Raw genomic sequence first — 20,996 nt, 5'->3', positions numbered from 1 at the left:
TCTACAGGACCGTAGCAGGTGAAGGGAAGATGGCCAGAAGATGAACGAGCGGCGGCAGATGGGCGCGCTCGAGGCGGAGGTGCTGGACCTGCTCCAGACGGCGCCCGAGGCGCTGACTCCCGGCCATGTGCTGGAGCGCCTCGGCGGCAGCCTCGCGTACAGCACCGTCGTCACCGTACTGACCCGGATGCACGACAAGGGCCTGCTCAGCCGGGTCAAGCAGGGTCGCGCCTTCGCCTACCGCCCCGTCGCCGACCGCCACGGTCTGACCGCCCGCCGGATGCGCCAGGTACTCGACGCCGACCCCGACCGCCACGCGGTGCTCGCCCGCTTCGTCGGCGACCTCGGGGCCGGCGACGAGGAGATCCTGCGCCACCTGCTCGGGAGCGCGCTCCCGCCGCAGCGGGACTGAACGGGACGGCGGCGCACTGATGCATCTCACGAACCTCCTTCTCGGGCTCGACTCGCTCCATCTCTTCTTCTACCTGCCGCTTGTCCTGCCGGGGCTGCTCGGTCTCGCCGCGCCGCGCTTCGCCGAGCGGCTGGAGCCTCGCGTCGCCACCTGGCTGCTGACCGGCTCCGCCGTCGTCCTCGCGGCTGCGAGCACGGTCGCACTTGGTGTGCTGGCGCTCGCCGGGGTCATCCGGATCCCGCTCGCCGCGCTGATCGGGCACTGGTCACCGACCACGATCGCGCAGGGCGACCCGGTCTCCAAGGCCGAGGCCGCCCTCGCCGCGGTGTTGCTGGTGGCGGCGGTCGTCGCCGCGCTGCGACTGCTCCGGCGGCGGGTCCGGGCGCTGGTCGCGGCCGGCTTCGAGGCCGCCTGTCTTCCCGGCGCGGGGGAGTACGTCGTGGTGGACGATCCGGCTCCCGAGGCTTACGCGCTGCCCGGTCGCCCCGGCCGGGTCGTCGTCTCCTCCGGCATGCTCGCCGCGCTGGACGAGGGCGAGCGCGAGGTGCTGATCGCCCACGAGCGCGCCCATCTGCGGGCCCACCACTACGCCTTCGTCGCCGTCGCCCACCTCGCGGCCGCGGCCAACCCGCTGCTGCGTCCGGTGAGCACCGCCGTCGCCTACACCGTCGAGCGCTGGGCCGACGAGCGCGCCGCCGACGCGTGCGGGGACCGGCGCCGCGCCGCGCAGGCGGTCGGCAAGGCGGCGCTGGCGACCAAGCGCTCGGCCAGGGGCGCGTCTCCCCGCAACCCGGCCACCGCGCTCGGCATCCTCGGCCTGCGCCGTGGTCCGCTGCACGGCGCGGGCCCGGTCCCGCGCCGCGTCGCAGCGCTGCTCGCCCCGCCGGTCCGCGCGCGCAGGGGGCTGCCCTGGGCGCTACCCTTCGGCGTGCCGTGGCTGCCGCTCGTCGCGATGTGCGCGCTGCTCGCCGCGAGCGGCGTCTGCGCGTTCGCGGCGGCCCACGACATCCACCTGCTGCTGGATCCCCGCGGCTGACCTGCCGTCAGCGCGCCGCTGTGGCCCTCTTCCTCCTCCGACGTGGCCGAGCCACGCCTTGACAGCTGAATTGGTCTAGGCCATATTGCGATTGGTCTGGACCAAGTGTCACGTCCGTCGGAAGGTCGGGTTGATGATGTCCCCTGCGTCGAAGCCGAACGGCACGGTCGTCCGACAAGCCCACGCGCTGCTCCAGCCGGGCTTCGAGGGGATCACAGCCCCCGACTGGCTGCTGCGCAGCATCGGCGACGGACTGGGCGCGGTCGTGCTCTTCGCGCGGAACATCGCCGGCCCGGAGCAGGTGGCCAAACTCACCGCTCACCTGCGCGCCGAGAACCCCGAACTCATCGTCGCCATCGACGAGGAGGCCGGCGACGTCACCCGACTCGAGTGCTGGACCGGCTCCACCCGGCCCGGGAACCTCGCCCTCGGCGCGGTGGACGACATCGAGCTGACCGAGTCGGTCGCCCGCGACATCGCCCGCGAGCTGCACGCCGCCGGGGTCACCCTCAACTACGCACCCAGCGCCGACGTCAACTCCAATCCGCGCAACCCCGTCATCGGCGTCCGCTCCTTCGGCGCCAGTCCCGACCTGGTCGCCCGCCACACCGCCGCCTGGATCCGCGGCCTCCAGTCCGGGGGCGTCGCCGCCTGCGCCAAGCACTTCCCAGGCCACGGCGACACCGCCGTCGACTCCCACCACGGCCTGCCGAGCTACGGCGCCAGCCGCGAGGAGATCGCCCTGGCCGCGCTGCCGCCGTTCCGCGCGGCGCTGGAGGCCGGCGTCCGGGTGGTGATGTCGGGTCATCTCCTGGTCCCCGCCTACGATCCCGAGCACCCGGCGACCCTGAGCCGCGCCATCCTGCACGATCTGCTCCGCGTCGAGCTGGGCTTCGACGGCATGGTCGTCACCGACGCGATCGAGATGGGCGCGGTCCACGACCGCTACGGGCTCGCGGGCGCGGCGGTCGGCGCGGTCGTCGCCGGCGCGGACGCGATCTGCGTCGGCGGCGAGCGGGCGGACGCGGGCGCGGTCGACGAACTGGTCGCCGCGCTGACCGGGGCGGTTGAGGCGGGCACGCTGAGCGAGGACCGCCTGGCCGAAGCCGCGTCCCGAGTCCGGGAGTTCGCCCGCTGGTCCACGCAGTCGGCGCGGGCCGTCCCGGCGCAGCGCATCCGCGGCGACATCGGCTTCGTCGCGGCGCGGCGGGCGGTGCACTTCACGGAGTCCACGCCGGGCGCGCTGCCGCTGGCCGCCGCCCCGCATGTGGTCGAGCTCGTCCCTGACATGAACCTCGCCATCGGCAAGGAGACCCCGTGGGGCGTCGCCGCGCCGCTGCGCGAGCGCCTCCCCGGCACCACGTCCGTCCGCGTCCACGAGGACGAACTCGCTTCCCTGGACGCCCCGCTGGACGCTCTGGCGCTGGGCCCTTCGGCGGGCCGACCGCTGGTCGTGGTCGTCCGCGACGTCTCCCGCCACGGCTGGATGGCCGCCGCGCTCGCTCGCCTGGTGGCGAGCCGCCCCGACGCGATCGTGGTGGAAATGGGCCTGCCGACGGCGGTGTCGCCTGCGGCGGGCGCGGCCTACATCACCACCCACGGCGCGACCACCGCGTCGGGCGTCGCGGCAGCGGAACTGCTCGTTGGTGCACGCTAGGCAGAACGTCCACTTGCAGTCTCCCCTCCCCTAGGGAGTTGCAACTGTCACGAGGGGCGGGCCAGGCCGGCGTCGTAGGCGATGATCACGGCCTGCACCCGGTCCCTGGCGCCGATCTTCGCCAGCACCCGGCTGACGTGCGTCTTCACCGTCGACTCCGACAGGACGAGATGCGCCGCGATCTCACTGTTCGTCAGCCCCTGCCCGATGTCCACCAGCACCTCGCGCTCACGCTGCGACAGCGCGGCGAGACGCGGGTCTCCCTCCGGCTCGCGCGGGGCGCCGCCCTGCGCGGCGAACGCCTCCAGCAGCCGTCGCGTCATCGCCGGCGCGACCACCGCGTCCCCGCCCGCCACCGCGCGGATGCCGGCCAGCAACTCCTCCGGGCGGGCGTCCTTGAGCAGGAAGCCGCTGGCCCCGGCGCGCAGCGCACCGTAGGCGTACTCGTCGAGGTCGAAGGTGGTCAGCACCAGGACCCGGGAGCGGTCGCCTGCGGCGACGATCCGACGGGTGGCCTCGATGCCGTCCATGCCGGGCATCCGGATGTCCATCAGCACCACGTCCGGCCGCAGCTCGGCCGTCCGCCGCACCGCCTCCGCGCCGTGCGCGGCCTCGCCGACGACGGTGGTCTCCGGGCTGCTCTCCAGCAGCATCCGGAAGCCCATCCGCTGCAACGGCTGGTCGTCGACGATCAGCACGGTGGTCACTGCTGCTCCTCCGGGGCTTTGTGTGCGCGTCCCCGTGATTCGAGCGTAGTCGGGGAGGTCGGCGTCGGCGCGAACGGGAGCACTGCGCGGACCGACCACCCGCTGCCCGGACGCGGCCCGGCCGAGGCGCTGCCGCCGGCCAGCGCGGCGCGCTCGCGGATCCCGATCAGGCCGTGCCCGGAGGGCCGCCCGGGGCGCGGGAGGTCGCTGGTCTCCCGCTCCGGCCGGTCCTCGGACCCGGAGTGCTCCGGCCCGCTGTCGTCCACGCCCACCCTGACCTCGCCCAGCCGCGCGTCCACCGCCACGGAGACGTGCACGTCCGTGCGCGGGCCCGCGTGCTTGAGGCTGTTGGTCAGTGCCTCCTGGACGATCCGGTAGACCGCCAGCTGGAGGCCGGTCGAGAGCGCGGCCGTCTCGCCCGAACTGGTGTAGGTGACCGTGGGCCCGGCGGCCCGGATCCGCTCGCAGAGAGCACCGAGGTCGGCCGTGCCCGGCTGCGGGTGCAGCTCGGTGCGCGGGCCTTCGCCGCCGTCGCCCTCGTCGTCCGGCAGCTCCGCACGCAGCGCGCCGAGGGTGCGGCGCAGTTCGCCCAGGGACTCGCGGCCTGCCTCGGCGATGATCCGCAGCACCTCGGGGCCGCGTTCCGGCCGCAGCTGGGCCTGGGCCGCCCCGCCGTCGGCCAGCCCGATGATGATCGCCAGGCTGTGGCCGACGATGTCGTGCAGCTCGCGCGAGACCCTGGCCCGCTCGGTCGCCGCCGCGAGCTGCTCGCGCTGCTCGCGCTCGACCTCCAGCGTCGCCGCCCGGTCCGCGAGCGCGGCGAGCTGCGCCTGCCGGATCCGTCCGGCCAGCCCCAGCGCGGTGGAGGCCACCGCGGCGCAGCAGACGAAGAAGAGGCTCACCGGGGCCTGCCGCGAGAGCGGCTCGACCCGGTACGCGAGCACCGCGGCGCAGGGCAGCACGCCCGCCGCGATCCACGGCAGCCGCCTCGGCGGCAGATACCTGGCGGCCCCGTACAGGGCGATCATCAGGCTGATGTCGCTGCGCGCCGCCACCCCGAACGCCCACTGCACCGCGCAGACGCCGAGCACCAGCCAGACGACAAGCCACGGCCGCTTCCGCCGCCATACCAGCGGCAGCGCCTGGGCGACGGCGGTCATCGGGATCACCCACACCGCGACCGCGCGCTGCCCGAACAACTCATGGTGGTCCCCGCCGCCCCTGAACAGGTCGGCGAGGCCCATGAGCAGCACGAACAGCGCAATGCACGAGTCGAGCACCTGCGGGTGCGCGCGGTCGAACGCGCGCACCCGCAGCCAGCCCCGGGCGACCGGGTGGTCCCAGAGGGGATCGGTGCTGATGTCCATCGGTGCGAAGTACCTGTCCAGGGAGTACCGGGTCAGCCGGTCAGCTGTCGGAACGGACCAAACGGTACGCCGCCCCGGCCACCGCGACCGCGACCCACGCGCAGAAGACCCACAGGCCCGCGCCAGGGCTCAGTGCCCCGGACGCGGTGTGCAGCTTGAAGATCTCGCCGCCCGCCTCACCCGGCAGGTAGGGGGTGATGTTGCTGTTCCAGCTGCTGGGCAGGATGTCCAGCAGGATCGGGAACAGCATCAGCGTGCCGACCAGCAGCGAGATGCCGCCCGCCACCGAGCGGACCAGCATGCCGAGGGCCGCGCCGAAGACGGTGACCAGCGCGAGGTAGAGACCGGCGCCGAAGAGGCAGCGCAGCACTCCGTCCGCGCCGAGCGACAGCGCGGCCGGCTTGCCGGAGAGGAAGCCCATGCCGCCCAGGAAGGACGCGAAGGCGCCAACCGTGGCGACGACGATCACGGCCCCGAAGGCGACCAGCAGCTTCGACCAGAGCACCGGCAGGCGCTTCGGCACCGCGGTGAGCGTCGACCGGATCATGCCGGTCGTGTACTCGCCGGCCGTGATCAGCACGCCGAGCACTCCGAGCGCCAGCTGAGCGAGCTCGCTGCTGCGCAGCGCGATCGTGACCGCGTCCTTCGCGTCCGCGCCGGGTCCGTGGACGGCGGTCGGGTCGTAGCGGTAGGCCGACATGATGCCGATGCCGACGAGGAGCAGCAGGGAGATCCCCAGCGTGATCCAGGTCGAGCGCAGCGACAGGAACTTCGCCCACTCGGCGCGCAGCACGCGCGGGAAGGTCACCTTGTAGGCCGGCCTGGCGGCCTCGGTCCGCGCCTCGGCAGGCGCCGTCAGGGTCGCGCTCATGCGGCCACACTCCCGTTGGAACTGGTGGATCCATTGCTGCGGTACTCGACGGTGTCCCCGGTCAGCGTCATGAACGCCTCCTCCAGGGAGACCACCTGCGGGGTCAGCTCGTACACGGCGACGGCGGCGTCAGCCGCGCGCTGACCGATCTCACGCGCCGTGAGGCCGGAGACGAGCAGCGTCTCCGAGCCCGCCTCGCCGGTGACCGTGACGTCCGGACCGAGCAGCAGCTCGCGCAGGCGCGCGGAGTCAGCGGAGACGACCTTGACGCTGTCGCCGCCCGCCTGCTCGATGAAGTCGGCCACGGTGGTGTCGGCGAGCAGCCGGCCCTGGCCGACGATCACCAGGTCGGTGGCGGTCAGCGCCATCTCGCTCATCAGGTGCGAAGAGACGAAGACGGTCCGGCCCTCGGCCGCGAGCCCGGTGAGCAGGTTGCGGATCCACAGGACGCCCTCGGGGTCGAGACCGTTGACCGGCTCGTCCAGCATGACCGTCTGCGGGTCGCCGAGCAGCGCGGCGGCGATGCCGAGGCGCTGGCCCATGCCGAGCGAGAACGCGCCCGCGCGCTTCTTGGCGACCTTGCCGAGCCCGGCGATGTCGATCACCTCGTCCACCCGGCGACGCGGGATGCCGTGCGTCAGCGCGAGCGAGAGCAGGTGGTGGTACGCGGAGCGGCCGGGGTGGATGGACTTGGCCTCCAGCAGCGCGCCGACCTCCTGGAGCGGAGCGGCGTGCTGGGCGTAGCGCTTGCTGTTGACGGTCACGCTGCCGCTGGTGGGTGCGTCCAGCCCGAGGATCATGCGCATCGTGGTCGACTTACCGGCCCCGTTCGGGCCGAGGAAGCCGGTCACGACGCCGGGCTTGACGGTGAAGTTCAGGCCGTCGACGGCGGTCTTGTCGCCGTAGCGCTTGATCAGATGCTGGATCTCGATCACGGGATCGGTTCCTCCGGGAGTCCTGAGCGGGGAGCCCGGACGGTTCCGGAATCCCTGCTCAGAACGCTACGGAGAGAACGGCCCCCGACCCCCGGCACGGCGGGACCGTTCCCGGCGGGTGGGTGGTACCCCGGTACCACCCACCCCTCAGCCGCGAGGCGTACCCCGCAGCGCCTTCAGCCTCCGCAGAACCGCTCGCGCGGAACCCGGCGGCATGTGCAGCACGGGAGGAAAGACGGGTGGCAGCGGCCGCCGAAGCGGTTCCGGCATGGGCGGTTCCTGGGACTCACTGATCGATAACGCCGACTGGCGCGATACGGACATGCGCGCACGCTAGCAGCACCGTCTGACACAACATCAAATTGCAACATCAGGGGCGCGGGGAACTGCGCGAGCAACCACCCACTGCGGATGGCTCTGCTCGATCAGCGACACACCAATTCAGCGGCCTGTCGCGCAGTTCCTCGCGCCCCTAGGTCGTGCAACTACAGGAGTTCTTCCAGGTAGTTCGGCCGGTTGATGGGAAGCGCCCCTTCGGGGCGGTAGCGGATCGTGCTCGCCTCCCAGGAGAAGTAGCCGCGCATCCAGTCGCCCATGCCGTCCGCGTACCGCGCCACCGCCGCCGACTCCTCGGCGGTCAGCCCCAGCGCGACGCAGATCCCCGGCAGCTCCTCGGCCAGCCGGAAGAACTCGTCCGCCATCCACTGCGCCTCCGCGCGCACCAACCCGAACGCCTCCTCCAGCGAGCACTGGTGCTCGTGCTGCAGGATCACCGAGAGGTTGTAGACGTCGCCGCGCGGGACCTCCTTCGGGTAGGAGTAGACGTCGTTGTTCACCGCCGGTGCGTCCCCGGCCAGTTGGCGCATCAGCGTCAGCTGCGGGTTGTGGAAGGCCGCCGCAGCCACCTCGCCCAGGAAGCGCTCCGCGAGGTCCAGCACCGTGTCCACGCCCGACGCGCCGCGTCTGAGCACCAGGTAGGCCGCCCGGCTCGGGTAGTCCTCGGCGTGGTGGGTCGCGCGGCCGAGGGCCTCGCTCGGGTGGGCCGAGAAGTAGCCCTCCCAGTGGTACGCCGCCCGTGCCCGCCAGCGGGGCGACATGCCCTGGCTGCCGCGCCGCCACAGGTCGGCGAAGGCCGACTCGACGGGGGAGGGGGTCTCCGGCGGCCGGCCGGTGTGCAGGATGGTGATCAACGGCGCGCAGATCCGAGCCACTTCGGCCGGATTCAGACCCAGCTCGCCGTCGAACTGATCGTCGAAGAGGAAGTAGAAGGCGCACTGGTCGATCGCCAGGCAGAGATCGGCCAGCCCCGCGTCCGGGAAGCTGGCCGCGGCCAGATCCGGGATCGCCCAGTGGTCGTAGTGGCGCTGTGCCTTCGCGTCGCGCAACATGCCGTGCGCGCGCAGCCAGTCGAGGTTGTGGGCGGCGGCCGCGTCTCGCAGCGGGTTCACCCGCACGCGGCCAGGGATGGATATGGCGTCGCCTGCATAGCCTGCGTTCACGAGGCTCGTCCTCCTCTGCCTTGATGGGCCCGGTGGTCCCCCCCAGCGAGCCGAACTGCGTGAACCGAGAACTGACGCTACCCGAATCGATCATTCCTGATGAGAGATCAGTCGGCCATATGCTCAATTATCAACCAGAGTTGGCGAAAGTGGTCCCTCTGGATCCCCGCGCGCCATCTCCGAGGCCACTCCTGGGGCCCCGCATACCGACCCATGCACCGACCAATGCCCCCGGATCCCCCAATGCGCCCGCGCACCCCGTCCGCGCTGGTTAACCTCGAACGGGAGAAGTGCAACCGGCAGGAGCGGAGCGAGCCGTGGACGAGCGTCACCTCTACGAGCGCGAGGATTCGATCGGGGCGGGCGAGCGGGCCCTGCACCGGCTGCGCGCGGACGCCGCCGCCGGTGACACCAGTCCTGGGGGGCTGCTGCTCTACCGGGGACGCGCCGGCTTCGGCAAGACCAGCCTGCTGAACCGCCTGCGCGCCGCCGCCAACTCCGAGCGCGACGGCCAGCTGCTGCTCTACGCCCGCGCCGGTGAGCAGCAGACCGGCGCGGCCTTCCACGTCGCGCGGCAGCTGCTGCAGCCCGCGCTGGCCAAGATGACCGAGACGGAGCGCCGCGAACTCTTCATCGGGTGGTACGACATAGCCGCGCCCGCCCTCGGCCTGGTCCCGCCGGACCCGTCGCGGCAGGCGGACCCGCTCGGCGTCCAGGAGGCGCTGAGCCTCGTCGTCACCCAGCTCTCGGTCAACCGCGGCCCCGTCCTGCTCATGGTCGACGACCTGCACTGGGCCGACCAGGAGTCGCTGGCCTGGCTGACCGGCTATCTCGGCCAGATCTCGCCCCTCCCGCTGCTGGCCGCGCTCTCGTACCGCGCCGACACCCTCCCGGAGCTCGTCGAGGAGGGGCTCCGGCACGAGGCTCGCGAGCTGGGCGGACGCGGCCACGTGATCGAGCTCAGCAAGCTCAGCCCCGCCGCCGTCGACGCCATGGTCCGCTCGCGGCTCGGCGAGGACGCCGACGACATGTTCTGCCGCACCTGCTGGTCGATCACCGACGGCAACCCCTACGCGGTCAGCAGCCTGATCGAGCGTCTGATCGAGCAGAAGATCGAGCCGATCGACGAGAACAGCGACCAGCTGCGCGGCCTGGTCGCGCTCAGCAGCGGCCAGGAGATCGGCCGCCGGCTGGAACGCTTCGGTACGGACGTGCAGCGGACCGCCTTCGCCGCCGCCGTCCTGGACACCCCCTTCGACCTGGAGCTGATCTCCCGTGTCGCCGGCCTGCCGCTGAACCAGGCGCAGACCGCCGTCGACAAGCTCATCCTCGACCAGATACTGACTCGGAACGGCCGCGAGTTCAGCTTCACCCACCCGACCGTGGCCACCGCCGTCTACCAGTCGATCACCTTCCCTGCGATGCGGACCAGCATTCACGGCAAGGCCGCCGACGAGGTGCTCGCCTCGGGCAAGGGCGGCATGGCCGCCGCCTCGCGGCACCTGATCGAGCTGCACCCCGAGGACAACCAGTTGGTCGTCGAGCAGTTGCGGCAGGCCGCCCACGAGCACCTGGCCATGGGCGCGCCCGAGGCCGCCCGCCGCTGTCTGGAGCGGGCGCTGCAGGAGCCGCCGAGCGACGACGACATCGCCGACATCCGCTTCGAGCTGGCCGGCGCCGCGCAGCTGATCGACCCCGACTGCACCGTCAACCAGCTCAGGCTCGCCCTCGCCGAGGTGCCAGGACTCGATCCGGTACGCCGCGAGGCGGCCACGCTGCGGCTCGGCCAGGCGCTGACCCACACGAACCGGGTCCAGGAGGCCGTCGAGCTGACCGCGACCGAGATCGAGCGGATGCTCGACGGTCCCGGCAAGACCCGACTCCAGGCCGGCTCCTTCATGTGGCGGATGCTGCTGCGCAACGAGTGCGAGGGCAAGGAGACCTCCCGGCAACTGGAGCGGCTGGCCGCGCAGCACCGCGGCGGCAGGGACCCGGAGTCCCGCGCGGTCCAGGTACTGCGGGCCTGGGACCTGACCATGCGCGGCGAGAGCTCCGCCGAGGCGCTCGCGCTGGCCGACCGCGGCCTGGAGGGCGGCCTGCCGGCCGAGGGCCTCGGCTGGACCAACAAGACCTGGGGCTTCGAGATCCCGGTCATGCTCGGCGTCACCTACATCTACAACGACCGCCTCGACCGCGCCCGCGACCTCTTCGCGGACGCGGCGCGCGAGTTCGAGCTGATGGGCTGGAGCGGCGGCCACCTGGGCTTCGCCGTCTACTTCCAGGCGCTGGTGCTGTTCCGGATGGGCAAGCTCGTCGACGCGGAGAAGTACCTGGTCCCGACGCTGCGCAAGTCCGACCGGATGGGCAAGGGCTCGCCGCTGCAATGGGATCTGGTCGCCGTGCTCTGCGACACCCTGCTCGCCCAGGGCCGCACCGCCGACGCGGTCAGGCTCGCCGAGGACTACGACTTCCGCCCCGGCCTCTACCCGCCCGCCGCCGTGCTGCCCGACGCGCCCGCCCTCTACGGCCGGCTGCTGCTGGCCCAGGGCCGGAATAAGGAGGCGGCGGCCGCGCTCGAGCAGGCGGGCGAGGAACTGGACGCGCGCGGCTGGCAGAACACGCTCTGGTCGCCCTGGCTCAGCCACCTGGCCCTCGCCGTGGCGGACACCGACCCTGACCGCGCCCGCTCGCTGGCCGCCGAGGCCTACAAGCGCGCCGGCCGCGCCGGGACGAACTCCGCCGAAGGCATCGCGCTGCGTTACTGCGGACGGGTCGCCGAGCCGGGCAAGGAGCTCGGCCTGCTGCAGGAAGCGGTGGCGACACTCGGTCAGTCGCCTGCGGCGTTCCAGTACGCGATGGCCCTGGTCGACTACGGCGGCGCGCTCCGGCGCGACGGGCGGCTGCGCGAGGCGGTCGGCGTGCTGGAGCAGGGGCTGGACATCGCCCGCGACTGCGGTGCGCACGGCCTGTCCGACCGCGCCCGCCGGGAGCTCCAGGCCGCCGGCGTCAACCCGCACCGGCTGCGCCCGCTTCCCTCCCGCGACCTCACCAACCACCAGCTGCTCGCCGCGCAGCTGACGGCCGAGGGCCGCGACGTCAACGCGGTGGCCGAGTCGCTCTCGATCACCCCGCTGCGGGTCTCCGAGCTGCTGGCCGCGGTCTACCGCACGCTGGGCACCAACCCGCAGGGCCTCGCCGAGACGCTGCGGGACGACCCGGGGCTGCAGCAGAGCCCTGAGCAGGGGCGGCCGGAATAGGGTGGTCCCTATCTCCGTTCTGGTGCACAGGCCGCGAACGACGCAGCCGGAAGGCAGGTAGCAGGTCATGGCGACCGTCGAGCTGACCAAGGACAACTTCAACGAGGTCGTGGAGAAGAACGAGTTCGTGCTGATCGACTTCTGGGCGTCCTGGTGCGGCCCGTGTCGGCAGTTCGGACCTGTCTACGACAAGGCGTCGGAGCAGCACGCGGATGTCGTGTTCGCGAAGGTCGACACCGAGGCCCAGCAGGAGCTGGCGGCGGCGTTCGACATCCGGTCGATCCCGACCCTGATGGTGATTCGCGACCGCACGGTCATCTTCGCGCAGCCGGGCGCGCTGCCCGCGCCGGCGCTGGAAGAAGTGATCAAGCAGTCGCGCGCGGTCGACATGGACGAGGTCCGCGCGAAGGTGGCCGAACAGCAGCAAGGCTGACGCCCGCAGCGAGTTGCACTATCCAGGGGCGCGAGGAACTGCGCGAGAAACCACCCTGTGCGGATGGCCCTGCTCATTGAGGACCACCCGCACGTCGGTGGCCTGTCGCGCAGTTCCTCGCGCCCCTATGGACGTGCCGTCCAGTTTCGGCGCTGGGGCCGGTACTCCACCAGGGTCAGGGCCAGCTCCACGTGGCGGTCTATCAGCGCGTCCAGGGACAGGGGCCCGTCCGCGCGGTACCACTGGGCTACCGCGTTGCACATCGCGATGATCCCGCGGCGGGCCTCGTCCGGGTAGGGCGTGTGGAAGTCGCCGGAGGCCACGCCCGCGTCGATCGGGTCGCGGAAGAAGTTCGTCGCCTCCGACTGCCTGCGGCTGTACCGTTCCAGCCGGTCGGCGTCCAGGCTGCGCTCCTCCAGGAGCAGGATGTTGCTGCGCATCGCGTGCTCGCCGCGGAACCGCGTCGTCGCGGCGACCGTCGCGCTCAGGCGGTCGGACGGGGTGTTCCCGACGCGGGCCAGCTCCTCCGCGACGGCGGCGTTGTAACGGTCCATGCCCTCGTCCAGCAGTGCGTGCAGCAGTTCCTGCTTGCCGGAGTAGTAGTGGTACATCGCTGACAGGCTCATCCCGGCCCGCTGGGCGATGTTCCGGATCGAGGCGCTGCCGAACCCCCGCTCGGCGAACTCCTGCCGGGCGGCTTCGAGCAGCGCGGTGTGGCCGGCAGGGCGCATCAAGACTGTCCTTCTCTGGTCGAGTCGCTCGTCGAGTCGAACTGAGCGATCGTTCGGCGATTCTCTGCAGATTTCCCGCTGCAACCCTACTGGACAGGGTCACGAATCCGCTCTAACTTAACGATCGTTCGTGAAGGTTGGAGGAGGCAACTGATGAGCACCGATCCCGCCGAGGTCTACCGCGACGGTCTCGCCCACGGCGAGCTGCGCTACCAGCGCTGCCAGTGGTGCTTCACCCGCTTCGCGAACGTCAGCCTGCTCTGTGCGACCTGCGGCGGTCCCGACTTCGTCTGGGAGCGCAGTAGCGGCCAGGGGAGAATCCACGCGCTGCCCCGCACCACGCTCGCCCCGGACTGGCAGGAACGCACCGCCGTGGTCGAACTGGACGAGGGCTTCCGGATGTGGGCCCAGCTCGCGCCGACTCCCGCGCACCGGATCTGGCAGGGCGCGCCCGTGCGACTCGAGGTCGCCGAGACGAGTGACGGTTCGCTGCGTCCCCTCTTCCGTCCTTCGGCTGCCTGACCCCCGCCGCCCGGCTGGTTGAACTCCCGACCTTCGATCTGCAACTCTCTGCACGCTGACCGCGTCCTCCCGGATGCGCCACAGCAAGCACTGAGCCTGCACGCACCCAGCCTGCAATCGAGGGATCGTCATGTCCGCACGTCGTGCCACTTCGCTGCTCGCCGCGTCGCTCCTCGCAGCGGGCGTCGCGCTCACCGCCTCCACCCCGGCCTTCGCCAAGTCCTCCATCGCCCTGCGAGCCGATCCGCACAGCGTCGCCGTCGGCGGGCAGATCCACCTGGTGGCCGCCGGCACCACCGACGACCTCGGTGGCGTGCCGATCCGGCTCTGCGTCGAAGAGCGCGTGGGGCGGGGGCCTTGGCACGTCGTCGGCTGCGGCCACGAGGGCACGCTCCGCCTGTCCGTCCGTGCTCGGCACGCGGGCGCCGTCGCTTTCCGCGCCGAGCTGCTCGGCGTCAACGGCCAGGGCCACGTCGTCGTGGACCGCGTGACGCCGCCGGTCACGGTGCACGTGCGCTGAGGCACCCCCGCGCCCCCCGCGCCCCCGGCGCCGACCTGCCGGCGACCCCCGCCTTGAGGCCGGTACTTAGGTATGCCTAAGCTAACCTCCGAGCTCACCGCTCGCGCGGTCGGCTGCTGCCGCCGTACTGGTCAAACCGGGCTGTCCCCGGGGAGGGGTCCTTACTGATGTGGGACGACGCGCTTCCCAGCTTCTTGATCGGATTGCGGGAGGGGCTGGAGGCCGGGCTGGTCGTCTCCATCCTCGTCGCGACCCTCGTGCGTGGCGGAGAGAAGGGCCGACTGCCGCAGGTGTGGACGGGCGTGTTCGCCGCGCTGGGACTCTCGTTCAGCTTCGGCGCCGTCCTCACCTTCACTTCGGCCAATCTGTCGACCAAGGCGCAGGAGGCGTTCGGCGGTTACCTGAGCATCGTCGCGGTGGCTTTCGTCACGGCGATGGTCTTCTGGATGCGCAGGAACGCCCGCAACCTCTCCGGTGAGATCAAGGAGAAGGTGACCGCCGCCCTGGCGTTGGGCGCGGGCATGCTGGTCGTCACCAGCTTCCTCGCGGTCGGTCGCGAGGGCCTGGAGACGGCGCTCTTCATCTGGACCACGGCGCAGACCGCGGGCGAGAGCACCGGCCCGATGGTCGGCGCGGCGATCGGCCTGGTGCTGGCCACGGCGATGTGCTGGGGCCTGTACCGCCGGGTCCTGAAGATCAACCTGACCAAGTTCTTCACGTACACCGGCGTCGGTCTCGTGATCATCGCCGCCGGCGTCCTCGCCTACGGCCTGCGCGACCTTCAGGAGGGCGGCGTCCTCCCGGGCGCGGGCCACTACGCGATCGACCTCAGCGGCAGCATCGACGCGAACTCCTGGTACGCGACCCTGGTCCGGGGCGTCTTCAACCTCACGACGCAGATGACCTGGCTTCAGGTCGTGGCCTACGTGGTCTACCTGGCCGTCGTGATGACGCTCTTCCTGCGCGGCTCCCGCGTCCCGGTGCCGAAGCCCGCTCCCGCGCCGGTCGCGGCCATGCCTGTTGAAACCGAGCCTGCCGAATCCGCCGGGCGCCCCAGGTGGCTCGTTCCCGTCGCCGTCGTGGCCGTGCCCGCCGTCGTCGCCGCGACAGTGATCGCCACCTCCAGCGGCAAGCAGGCCGCCGCCGCGACCGTCTCCGTGTCGCCGACCGAGTGCGGCAAGGGCTTCACCGCCCCCCAGCCCGGTCAGCAGACCTTCCAGATGCGCAACACCGGTCAGCAGACCTCCGAGGTCTACCTGATCAACCCGGACACCAACGCCGTCTACGGCGAGATCGAGGGCCTGGCCCCGGGCACCACCCGCGCGCTGGTCGCCACCCTGGGCTCGGGCCAGTACGCCTGGCGCTGCGTGCCGACCGGCGGCAAGGCGGTCACCTCAGCCGCCGTCACCGTCTCCGGCGGTGCCGCCGTCCAGGCCGTGCTCCCGGTCTCCGAGGAGGACCTGGCCGGTCCGCTCGCCCAGTACAAGCAGTACGTCGACGCGGGACTGGCCACCCTGCAGGCGCAGACCGCCAAGCTCGCCGCCGACCTGCACGCGGGCGACCTCGCCGCCGCCAAGCGCGACTGGCTGACCGCCCACGTGCAGTACTCCTCCCTCGGTGCGGCCTACGGGACCTTCCAGGACTTCGACAAGGCCATCAACGGCCGCGCCGACGGCCTGCCGAAGGGCACCGCCGACCCGGACTTCCACGGCTTCCACCGTCTGGAGTACGGCCTCTGGCACGGCGAGAACGCCGCCGCCCTCGCCCCGGTCGCCGACAAGCTCGCCGCCGACGTCACCGGGCTGCGCAGGGCCTTCCCGACCCAGGCCTTCGACCCGGCCGACCTGCCGCTGCGCACCCACGAGATCCTGGAGAACACCCTCCAGTTCGAGCTCACCGCCGACACCGACGAGGGCAGCGGCAGCAACCTCGCCACCGCTCAGGCCAACCTGGCCGGCACCCAAGAGCTGCTCGACGTGCTCCGCCCGCTGATCGCCAAGCGCAGCCCGAAGCTGCTCGGCACGGTCGACGCCGACATCGCCCGCTTCGGCGGTCTGCTCAAGCAGGCCCAGCAGGCCGACGGCAGTTGGACCCCCGTCGCCCAGCTCGCTCCGACGCTGCGGACGACCCTCAACGGCGCGCTCGGCCAGCTCCTGGAAGACCTCGCCCCCATCCCCGACCTGCTCGAGATCCGGAAGTCGGCCTGAGATGCCTGAGACACCTGAGACACCTGAGATGACTGACAATCAGACCCCGGTCGGCTCCTGCCCCTTCGGCTTCGGCTCGGGCACCGGCTCCAGCAGTGGTCAGCCTTCAGGCGCGTCCCGCCGCTCCTTCGTCAAGACCGCGCTGGGCGCGGGCGCGGCCGGTGCCGCGCTCGCGGGTGGCGGGCTCGCGCTGACGGGCGCCGTCGCGTCGCCCGCCGCCGCGGACAGCAAGAACGGCGCGACGGACCTCAGCACCGGCGCCGTCGACTTCCAGGGCGCGCACCAGGCCGGGATCACCACCCCGGCCCCCGCCTTCGCCGCCTTCCTCTCGATGACGGTCATCGCGCAGGACCGCGCCGGTCTCGAGAAGCTGTTCCGCACCCTCACCGAGCGGATCCGCTTCCTGACCGCCGGCGGCACCCCGCCCGACCTCGGCGTCGGCGCGCCCCCCGCCGACAACGGCATCCTCGGCCCGGTCGTCCCGGCCGACGATCTGACCGTGACGGTCGGCGTCGGCGCCTCGCTCTTCGACGGCCGCTACGGGCTGGCCGAGCAGCGGCCCGTCAAGCTCGGCCTGATGCGCACCTTCCCGAACGACAACCTGAACCCGGCCGAGTGCCACGGCGACCTCAGCCTGCAGATCTGCGCCGCCCGCCAGGACACCGTGCTGCACGCGATGCGCGACATCGCCCGGCACACCCGTGGCCTGATGCAGGTCAAGTGGCGCATCGACGGTTTCCAGAGCACGCCGCGTCCGACCGGCGCCCAGCGCAACCTGCTCGGCTTCAAGGACGGCATCGCCAACCCGGACACCGGCTCCGGCCGCGAGATGGACAAGCTGGTCTGGGTCCGGCCCGGCGCGGGGGAGCCCGCGTGGGCCGTCGGCGGCAGCTACCAGGTCATCAGGATCATCCGGATGCTGGTCGAGTTCTGGGACCGGGTCTCGCTGACCGAGCAGGAGAAGATGTTCGGACGCCGCAAGGACACCGGCGCGCCGCTGGACGGCGCGAACGAGACCGACACCCCCGACTACGCCAAGGACCCCAAGGGCAACGCGATCCCGCTGGACGCCCACATCCGCCTGGCCAACCCGCGCACCGCGCAGAGCGACGACACCCGCATCCTGCGCCGCGGCTTCAACTACGACCGGGGCGTCGACGCGGTCGGCAACCTCGACATGGGCCTTGCCTTCTGCTGCTACCAGCAGGACGTTCTCCGGCAGTTCGAGGCGACTCAGACCCGGCTGATCGACGAGCCGCTGGTCGACTACATCTCGCCCACCGGCGGCGGCTACTTCTTCGCGCTGCCTGGCGTGCAGGACGCCTCCGACTGGCTCGGCCGCGGGCTGCTCTCGGCCTGAGGCGGCAGCACGTCGGGAAGTATGTCCGCTTTCGCCGGATACGCGGCGTAAGCGGGTATGCGTCGCCTCTTCCGATCGGGCAAGGTAAGAGGCGGAAACACGAGGGGAGCAGTAGGTGCCCGAGGGCAGGCAGCCAGGACAGCCCGACGACGAGCGGTCGGAGCGACCCGAAGAATCGGGGCGACCGGAAGCGGAGGGGCCGGACGAGGAGCTGACGGTCACTCCGGGCCTGCTCGGACACGCGGAGCCGGTCGGCACCACGCCCGCGTCGCTGGAGGCCGCCCCCGTCGAGCCCGAGGACCCGTGGGACGCCGAGGACGCAGGACAGCGGAAGCCCGACAGTGACTGGGCCCACTTCGGCTACACCCCCACCGCCGGCATCCCCGTGGTCTCCCTGCGCAAGGGCGCGCCCGGCCCCGCCCCCTGGCCGGACCGGATGCGGACGCTGCTGCGCACCCCCATGTCCGAACGACCGGCCTTCGAGCGCACCGAGACGGAGGAGCGCCCCGCCGAGGTCCCCGCACCCAAGATCGCCCGCGTGCTCGACCTCTCGCTGCGCATCGGCGAGCTGCTGCTCGCCAGCGGTGAGGCCGCCGAGGACGTCGAGGCGGCCATGCTCGGCGTCTCGCACGCCCTGGGCCTGGACCGCTGCGAGCCGCAGGTCACCTTCACGCTGATCTCCATCACCTACCAGCCCTCGCTGATCGAGCCGCCGATCACCTCGGCCCGCGTCGTGCGCAGGCGGGGCTCCGACTACACCCGTCTCGCCGCTGTCTACCGGCTGGTCGCCGACATCACGGGGGAGCAGGCCGGCGTCGAGGAGGCCTACCGCCGCCTCGCCGAGATCCGCCGCAACCGGCATCCCTACCCGACCTGGGTGCTCTCCCTCGCCACCGGCGGCCTGGCCGGCGCGGCGACGATGCTGGTCGGCGGCAAGGCGGACGGCCAGGCGTGGCTCGTGCTGACCTGCGCCTTCGTCGCCTCGGTGGTCGGCGACCGGCTGGCCTGGCTGGTCTCCACGCGCGGGCTGCCGGAGTTCTACCAGTTCGTCGTCGCCGCCATGCCGGCCGCCGCGCTGGGCGTCATGCTGACCCTGATCGGCACCGGGCTGCGCGGCTCCGTCGTGATCACCGGTGGCCTCTACGCACTGCTGCCCGGACGCGCGCTGGTCGCGGCCGTCGCCGACGGCCTGACCGGCTTCTACATCACGGCCGCCGCCCGCCTGCTGGAGGTGCTCTACCTCGTCGTCGGCATCGTGCTCGGGGTGACCCTGGTCCTCTACGCCGGTGTCAGCCTCGGCGCGAAGCTCCACCCGGAGCAGACCTTCGCCCAGCAGGAGGCTCCGCTGGTGCAGCTCCCGGCCGCGCTGGCGCTGACGCTCTGTTTCGCGGTCTTGCTGCAGTCCTCGCGGCGGGTGCTGCTCGTGGTCACCCTGCTGGGCGGCATCGGCTGGACCGTCTTCGGCGTGCTGCGGCAGGCGGGCATCTCCGCCATCGTGGCGACCGCGCTGGCGGCGATGCTGGTCGGTCTCTTCGGCCAGATGGCCTCGCGCTACCGGTACGCGTCCTCGCTGCCCTACGTCACGGCGGCGCTCGGCCCGCTGCTGCCCGGGTCGGTGATCTACATCGGCCTGCTCTCCTTCACCCAGAACGAGCCGATCCCGGGCCTGCTCTCGGTCATCCGGGCGGCGGCGCTGGCACTCGCGCTGGCCGTCGGCGTGAACCTGGGAGGGGAGCTGGCCCGGCTCTTCCTGAAGATCCCTCAGGGCGACGGCCCGAACTTCGTCCGCCGCGCGGCGAAGCGGACGCGGGGCTTCTGACGTGGCGGCGCCTGTGATGGCCGCGTCCGGCGTGGAGGCGTCCGGTGTGGGGGTGTCCGTGTCGAGGGCCGTCGAGCTGCCCGCCCACATCGGGGACTACTACGTCCACCACATCCAGGACCCCGGCAAGCAGCCGCTGTTCCTGCTCCTGGTCGGCTTCATCGCCTCGTTCCTGTTCATCCGGTTCAGCGTGCGGATGATCCGGCGCGGCGTGAAGTGGTGGCCCGGCAACGTCACCCCGGGCGGGCTGCATATCCACCACGTGGTCTTCGGGGTCTTCTTCCTGCTGGTCGCGGGCTTCGTGGTGTTCGCGACGGACGGATCGCATCCCTGGATCGACGGAGCCGGGCTGCTCTTCGGCATGGGCTGCGGGCTGGTTCTCGACGAGTTCGCCCTGCTGCTGCACCTGGAGGACGTCTACTGGAGCGAGCAGGGCCGCAAGTCCGTCGACGCGGTCATCATCGGGATCCTCTTCACCGGCCTGCTGCTGGTCGGCTACCTGCCGCTGGGCGTGACCCCGGACGCACCGGTCCGCTGGGGTCTGGTCGGGATCATCTCCACCAACGCCTGCTTCACCGTGGTCGCCCTGCTCAAGGGCAAGTTCTGGAGCGGCATGCTCGGGATCATGGTCCCCGGCCTGTCATGGATCGCGGCCGTCCGGCTGGCCCGTCCGCGCAGCCCGTGGGCGCGCTGGCGGTACACCGGCCGCCCGCGCAAGTACGCCCGCGCCCGGCGTCGCGAGGCCCGCTGGCACCGGCGCGCGGACCTGGCCCGCCAGTGGTTCTTCGACCTCATCGCCGGCAAGCCCACCCCGCCCGGCGTCGAACCGAGCCGCGCCCACCTCTTCGCCGAACGCTGGGCCCATCGCGTCACGGCCCGCCTGGAGCACGCCGCCTACGCCCCGCTCGACCAGGCCCGCGTCCGCCGCCTGGCCCGCCTGAACCGCCTCGCGGCCAAGCACGGCCCGTCCTCCCCGACCGCCCCCGCCTCCAGCTCGGCCGAATCCGCCCGCCGCCGAGCCGCCGCCGCTCGCCGCCGCGCGGTGGCCGCGGGCCGGGCCAAGCACCGCTGAGGCGGCGGGCGGCGGGCGCCGTGCGGCGGGGGTAGGCGAGTCGCCGACGCTGTGTCAGATTGGTGGCGTGACGGACGACGCTCCGAGCTACCGGGTCTGGCCTCCGCTCGCTCTGGGCGTGCCGCTGGCGGTCGGCTGGTCCGTCACGGCCTGGGCGGGCGATCCGGTCCGGCTCCCCGGCGCGCTCCGGCCGGTCGGCTGGCCGCTGGTGGCCGCTTTCGCGCTGTGGAACGGCTGGTCGCTGCTGCTCATGGCCCGCCACCGCACGGCGCTGCTCCCCGGCGGCACGACGACCCGCCTGCTGGAGCACGGCCCGTTCCGCTTCTCCCGCAACCCCCTCTACCTCGGCCTCATCGCCCTCGACGCGGGTCTCGCCCTGCTCTGGCCCTCGTTCTGGGCGCTCGTCCTGCTGCCGCTCGGCGTGGCCCTGCTGACCTGGGGCGCGATCCTCCCCGAGGAGCGCTACCTCCGCACCTCGCGCGGCGCCGAGTACGAGACCTACGCGCGCCGCGTCCGGCGCTGGCTGTAGGGGCGTCCGGGCAGATCTCCTCGCTGAGGCTCCGTCACCCGAGTGGCCCGCCCGCCGTGCAC

At 72.2% G+C, this 20,996-nt stretch carries 18 protein-coding genes; 12 read left to right on the top strand and 6 right to left on the bottom strand.

Annotated elements, in window-relative coordinates:
• The first annotated feature begins 40 nt into the window (after window positions 1-40).
• The 3 genes from ABIA32_RS24580 (at window position 41) to ABIA32_RS24570 (ending at window position 3,105) form a co-directional block, all read left to right on the top strand.
• Window positions 41-412, top strand: a complete 372-nt coding sequence (locus ABIA32_RS24580) for a BlaI/MecI/CopY family transcriptional regulator (protein ID WP_370099402.1) — start codon at window positions 41-43, stop codon at window positions 410-412.
• A 19-nt stretch (window positions 413-431) separates the two neighbouring features.
• Entirely contained in the window at window positions 432-1,448 is a 1,017-nt protein-coding gene (locus ABIA32_RS24575; RefSeq protein WP_370099400.1) for a M56 family metallopeptidase, read from the top strand.
• A gap of 133 nt (window positions 1,449-1,581) precedes the next feature.
• Window positions 1,582-3,105 carry a glycoside hydrolase family 3 protein gene (locus ABIA32_RS24570; RefSeq protein WP_370099398.1) on the top strand — a complete coding sequence of 508 codons (1,524 nt, stop codon included), beginning with the start codon at window positions 1,582-1,584 and terminating at the stop codon, window positions 3,103-3,105.
• A 47-nt stretch (window positions 3,106-3,152) separates the two neighbouring features.
• Here ABIA32_RS24570 and ABIA32_RS24565 read toward each other — a convergent pair whose 3' ends face one another.
• From ABIA32_RS24565 to ABIA32_RS24545, 5 genes are all read right to left on the bottom strand, one after another.
• Window positions 3,153-3,812, bottom strand: a complete 660-nt coding sequence (locus tag ABIA32_RS24565) for a response regulator (protein WP_370099395.1) — start codon at window positions 3,810-3,812, stop codon at window positions 3,153-3,155.
• A complete protein-coding gene (locus ABIA32_RS24560; protein ID WP_370099392.1) occupies window positions 3,809-5,179 on the bottom strand; it encodes a sensor histidine kinase in 1,371 nt (456 codons plus the stop codon). The genes ABIA32_RS24565 and ABIA32_RS24560 overlap by 4 nt, the downstream gene beginning before the upstream one ends.
• 40 nt (window positions 5,180-5,219) lie before the next feature.
• A complete protein-coding gene (locus tag ABIA32_RS24555) occupies window positions 5,220-6,050 on the bottom strand; it encodes an ABC transporter permease (RefSeq protein WP_370099389.1) in 831 nt (276 codons plus the stop codon).
• Window positions 6,047-6,985 carry an ABC transporter ATP-binding protein gene (locus ABIA32_RS24550; RefSeq protein WP_370099386.1) on the bottom strand — a complete coding sequence of 313 codons (939 nt, stop codon included), beginning with the start codon at window positions 6,983-6,985 and terminating at the stop codon, window positions 6,047-6,049. Before ABIA32_RS24550 ends, ABIA32_RS24555 begins: the two co-directional genes overlap by 4 nt.
• 485 nt (window positions 6,986-7,470) lie before the next feature.
• Complete coding sequence (locus ABIA32_RS24545) at window positions 7,471-8,484, bottom strand: terpene cyclase (protein ID WP_370099383.1); 1,014 nt, start codon at window positions 8,482-8,484, stop codon at window positions 7,471-7,473.
• Window positions 8,485-8,801: 317 nt separating this feature from the next.
• Between ABIA32_RS24545 and ABIA32_RS24540 the strand changes: the two genes are divergently transcribed.
• Window positions 8,802-11,741, top strand: a complete 2,940-nt coding sequence (locus ABIA32_RS24540; RefSeq protein WP_370099380.1) for an AAA family ATPase — start codon at window positions 8,802-8,804, stop codon at window positions 11,739-11,741.
• 67 nt (window positions 11,742-11,808) lie between these two features.
• Window positions 11,809-12,174 (top strand): thioredoxin, encoded by a 366-nt coding sequence (gene trxA / locus ABIA32_RS24535; RefSeq protein ID WP_370099378.1) that lies wholly within the window; start codon window positions 11,809-11,811, stop codon window positions 12,172-12,174.
• Between the two features lie 125 nt (window positions 12,175-12,299).
• On the opposite strand, the gene ABIA32_RS24530 is transcribed toward trxA, so the two are convergent.
• Window positions 12,300-12,905 (bottom strand): TetR/AcrR family transcriptional regulator, encoded by a 606-nt coding sequence (locus ABIA32_RS24530; protein WP_370099375.1) that lies wholly within the window; start codon window positions 12,903-12,905, stop codon window positions 12,300-12,302.
• 153 nt (window positions 12,906-13,058) lie between these two features.
• Here ABIA32_RS24530 and ABIA32_RS24525 point away from each other — a divergent pair, with 153 nt between their 5' ends.
• From ABIA32_RS24525 to ABIA32_RS24495, 7 genes are all read left to right on the top strand, one after another.
• Window positions 13,059-13,427, top strand: a complete 369-nt coding sequence (locus tag ABIA32_RS24525; RefSeq protein ID WP_370099373.1) for a Zn-ribbon domain-containing OB-fold protein — start codon at window positions 13,059-13,061, stop codon at window positions 13,425-13,427.
• 130 nt (window positions 13,428-13,557) lie between these two features.
• Complete coding sequence (locus tag ABIA32_RS24520; RefSeq protein ID WP_370099371.1) at window positions 13,558-13,947, top strand: hypothetical protein; 390 nt, start codon at window positions 13,558-13,560, stop codon at window positions 13,945-13,947.
• 167 nt (window positions 13,948-14,114) lie between these two features.
• A complete protein-coding gene (gene efeU, locus ABIA32_RS24515) occupies window positions 14,115-16,154 on the top strand; it encodes an iron uptake transporter permease EfeU (RefSeq protein WP_370099369.1) in 2,040 nt (679 codons plus the stop codon).
• A 28-nt stretch (window positions 16,155-16,182) separates the two neighbouring features.
• Window positions 16,183-17,514 (top strand): iron uptake transporter deferrochelatase/peroxidase subunit, encoded by a 1,332-nt coding sequence (gene efeB, locus ABIA32_RS24510; protein ID WP_370099366.1) that lies wholly within the window; start codon window positions 16,183-16,185, stop codon window positions 17,512-17,514.
• Between the two features lie 115 nt (window positions 17,515-17,629).
• Window positions 17,630-19,333, top strand: coding sequence for a threonine/serine exporter ThrE family protein (locus tag ABIA32_RS24505; protein ID WP_370099363.1), 1,704 nt, complete (start codon window positions 17,630-17,632; stop codon window positions 19,331-19,333).
• A gap of 1 nt (window position 19,334) precedes the next feature.
• Window positions 19,335-20,405 carry a hypothetical protein gene (locus ABIA32_RS24500; protein ID WP_370099360.1) on the top strand — a complete coding sequence of 357 codons (1,071 nt, stop codon included), beginning with the start codon at window positions 19,335-19,337 and terminating at the stop codon, window positions 20,403-20,405.
• Between the two features lie 67 nt (window positions 20,406-20,472).
• A complete protein-coding gene (locus ABIA32_RS24495; RefSeq protein WP_370099357.1) occupies window positions 20,473-20,934 on the top strand; it encodes an isoprenylcysteine carboxylmethyltransferase family protein in 462 nt (153 codons plus the stop codon).
• Window positions 20,935-20,996: the final 62 nt, after the last annotated feature.

Source organism: Streptacidiphilus sp. MAP12-20 (genome assembly GCF_041262525.1).
Lineage (GTDB): Bacteria > Actinomycetota > Actinomycetes > Streptomycetales > Streptomycetaceae > Streptacidiphilus.
Note: the sequence above shows the minus strand (reverse complement) of the source record. Positions and strands in the feature narration are given on the sequence as shown.

What these genes read in the sequence shown, in the direction of transcription:
- ABIA32_RS24560 (WP_370099392.1), bottom strand. Translation starts at nt 5,179, where the DNA reads ATGGACATCAGCACCGATCCCCTCTGGGACCACCCGGTCGCCCGGGGC.
- efeU (WP_370099369.1), top strand. Translation starts at nt 14,115, where the DNA reads ATGTGGGACGACGCGCTTCCCAGCTTCTTGATCGGATTGCGGGAGGGG.
- trxA (WP_370099378.1), top strand. Translation starts at nt 11,809, where the DNA reads ATGGCGACCGTCGAGCTGACCAAGGACAACTTCAACGAGGTCGTGGAG.
- ABIA32_RS24570 (WP_370099398.1), top strand. Translation starts at nt 1,582, where the DNA reads ATGATGTCCCCTGCGTCGAAGCCGAACGGCACGGTCGTCCGACAAGCC.
- efeB (WP_370099366.1), top strand. Translation starts at nt 16,183, where the DNA reads ATGACTGACAATCAGACCCCGGTCGGCTCCTGCCCCTTCGGCTTCGGC.
- ABIA32_RS24525 (WP_370099373.1), top strand. Translation starts at nt 13,059, where the DNA reads ATGAGCACCGATCCCGCCGAGGTCTACCGCGACGGTCTCGCCCACGGC.
- ABIA32_RS24520 (WP_370099371.1), top strand. Translation starts at nt 13,558, where the DNA reads ATGTCCGCACGTCGTGCCACTTCGCTGCTCGCCGCGTCGCTCCTCGCA.
- ABIA32_RS24530 (WP_370099375.1), bottom strand. Translation starts at nt 12,905, where the DNA reads ATGCGCCCTGCCGGCCACACCGCGCTGCTCGAAGCCGCCCGGCAGGAG.
- ABIA32_RS24555 (WP_370099389.1), bottom strand. Translation starts at nt 6,050, where the DNA reads ATGAGCGCGACCCTGACGGCGCCTGCCGAGGCGCGGACCGAGGCCGCC.
- ABIA32_RS24575 (WP_370099400.1), top strand. Translation starts at nt 432, where the DNA reads ATGCATCTCACGAACCTCCTTCTCGGGCTCGACTCGCTCCATCTCTTC.
- ABIA32_RS24580 (WP_370099402.1), top strand. Translation starts at nt 41, where the DNA reads ATGAACGAGCGGCGGCAGATGGGCGCGCTCGAGGCGGAGGTGCTGGAC.